3 protein-coding genes and 2 pseudogenes are annotated in these 2,079 nt (G+C 72.1%); 3 read left to right on the forward strand and 2 right to left on the reverse strand.

The window, feature by feature from the left end; all coding sequences use genetic code 11:
• Positions 1–255 (reverse strand): annotated as a pseudogene (locus tag G3I65_RS19945) (EAL domain-containing protein); the annotation flags it as partial.
• A 146-nt stretch (positions 256–401) separates the two neighbouring features.
• Between G3I65_RS19945 and G3I65_RS19950 the strand changes: the two are divergent.
• Together G3I65_RS19950 and G3I65_RS19955 are read left to right on the forward strand one after the other, a co-directional pair.
• The gene (locus tag G3I65_RS19950) at positions 402–749 is read left to right on the forward strand and encodes a helix-turn-helix transcriptional regulator (protein WP_160697454.1); all 348 of its coding nucleotides are present in this window, start codon (positions 402–404) and stop codon (positions 747–749) included.
• Positions 746–1,384 carry an SRPBCC family protein gene (locus G3I65_RS19955; protein WP_160697455.1) on the forward strand — a complete coding sequence of 213 codons (639 nt, stop codon included), beginning with the start codon at positions 746–748 and terminating at the stop codon, positions 1,382–1,384. Before G3I65_RS19950 ends, G3I65_RS19955 begins: the two co-directional genes overlap by 4 nt.
• A gap of 159 nt (positions 1,385–1,543) precedes the next feature.
• Here G3I65_RS19955 and G3I65_RS19960 read toward each other — a convergent pair whose 3' ends face one another.
• Positions 1,544–1,747: a PASTA domain-containing protein gene (locus G3I65_RS19960; protein WP_239071316.1), complete on the reverse strand. Its 204-nt coding sequence runs from the start codon at positions 1,745–1,747 to the stop codon at positions 1,544–1,546.
• 115 nt (positions 1,748–1,862) lie between these two features.
• On the opposite strand from G3I65_RS19960, the pseudogene G3I65_RS19965 reads away from it, so the two are divergent.
• Positions 1,863–2,079: pseudogene (locus G3I65_RS19965) on the forward strand (phosphodiesterase); the annotation flags it as partial.

Raw genomic sequence — 2,079 nt, forward strand, 5'->3', positions numbered from 1 at the left:
CGGCGCGGCGAGGGTGCGCGCGGAGAGGTTGAGGTGCAGGGGCAGCGCGGTCGGCTCGGCGGCGTCCTGGCGGACGGCGGCGACGGCGAGGCCGAGGTCGGCCTCGGCGAGCCGGCCTTCGCGGCGGGCCTGCGCGAGGAGTTCGGGGACCGTTCCGTGGCCGGGCCTGGCCAGCGCTTCGTGAGCCACGACGCCCCCCGTCTGGAGGCTGTACAGCGGCTGGAAGGCGAAGCGGACCGCGCGTGGCGACTTCACGAGCCGATACTCCCGGGTGGGGCGGCCCGAGCGGAACCGATGTCGTCTGATGTTCACCGGCGTTACCCACATCGGAGTAACTGCGGGTGACGGTCGCCACTTGTTCAGCCTTGACTTATATAAGTGGCGGCTTGTAGCTTGACGAGGTGCACGCGTTCGACGTCCTCGGCGACCCGGTCCGCCGCCGGATCCTCGAGCTGCTGGCCGACGGCGAACGGGCCGCCGGGGCGGTCACCGAGGCGATCCGGGCCGAGTTCGGCATCTCGCAGCCCGCCGTGTCGCAGCACCTGAAGGTGTTGCGGGACAACGGCTTCGCGGTCGTCCGGCAGGAGGGGACGAGGCGGCTCTACGCGGTCGGCCACGCCCCGCTGCGGGACGTCGACGTCTGGCTCGACCGGTTCCGCCGGTACTGGACGCCGCCCCTGGACGCACTGGCCACCGAAATCGCCCGCGGCAAGCGCGCCCGGCGCCTCACCGAAGGAGACAGTTCGTGATCGACGTCAACCACCAGATCAGCGCCGTCCGCCGCACGGTCGGCAAGCGCGTCCTCGACGCGGGGGAGGCGCGGGTCATGACCATCAGCCAGGTCTACGACACCGACGTCGACGACATGTGGGACGCGGTCACGAACGCCGACCGCATCCCGCGCTGGTTCCTGCCGGTCAGTGGCGAGCTGCGGGTGGGCGGGAAGTACCAGTTCGAGGGCAACGCGGGCGGCACGGTCGAGCGCTGCGACCCGCCGAAGAGCTTCGCCGCGACCTGGGAGTTCAACGGTGGCGTCAGCTGGATCGAGGTCCGCCTGACGCCCGAGGGCGACGGCACGCGGTTCGAGCTGGAGCACACCGCGCACGTCGACGACCACTGGGAGCAGTTCGGCCCGGGCGCGGTCGGCATCGGCTGGGACATGGCGCTCACGGCACTGGTCCGGCACCTGGCGGCTGATCCGGGGTATGTCGTCGACCCGGCCGAGGCGATGGCGTGGATGGCGTCGCCGGAAGGGGTCGGGTTCGTGACGAAGGCGGGGGAGGCGTGGTTCGAGGCGCACGTGGCCGGTGGGGAGGACGAGGCTGTGGCGCGTGGGCAGGCGGACCGCTGCCTGGCGGCCTACACGGCTCAGCCGGAGGCTTAGCGGGCGGGCGTTCCGCACCAGGGGGGCCCCGGCGGCTGAGATGCCCTGACCGCGCGGTCTGTCCGGCGTCGCGGAGATGACATGAATGACTCATTCATGTCATCTGGCGAGGTGAATGACCCTTTCATGACATCTCGGGCGGTCGGATCCACCGGAGGCTCAGCGGTCGGTGTACTTGACCGCGGTCAAGGTGATCACCGCGTCGGCCGGAACCTCCGTACCCGCCGCCGGGTCCTGGCCGGTGCCGTCGGCCTCGCGCAGGTTGTACAACCCCGCCCGCTGCATCGCGTCCTGCGCGTCCTGGTGGCGTCCGGGACCCTCACCAGCTTCGCGGCCGTCGTCGAGCCGGGCGGGGCGCCGCACGCGGCCGTGGCCAGGGCGAGCGCTGCCAGGGCCGTCACCATTCGTCGGGACATACCCCGGGAGTACCCACGCGCCTGTCCGCCGTCGGGGTGAATCGCCGGATAGGGTCGGGCGCATGGATCAGGAGACCGACCCGCGGGCGGCCCGGCGCGACCCCGTTGCCGGTTCCGGCGGGTTCACCGACCTGGCGACCAGCCCGTTCCGGATCGACCGCGACCGGATCGCCGCGTCGCCGTTCTTCGCGCGCCTCGGCGGGGTGACGCAGGTGGTCAGCGCCGGCGGGGCCGGGCTGCTGCACAACCGGCTCACGCACAGCCTGAAGGTCGCGCAGG

This window comes from Amycolatopsis sp. SID8362 (assembly GCF_010550475.1).
Taxonomy (GTDB): domain Bacteria; phylum Actinomycetota; class Actinomycetes; order Mycobacteriales; family Pseudonocardiaceae; genus Amycolatopsis; species Amycolatopsis eburnea.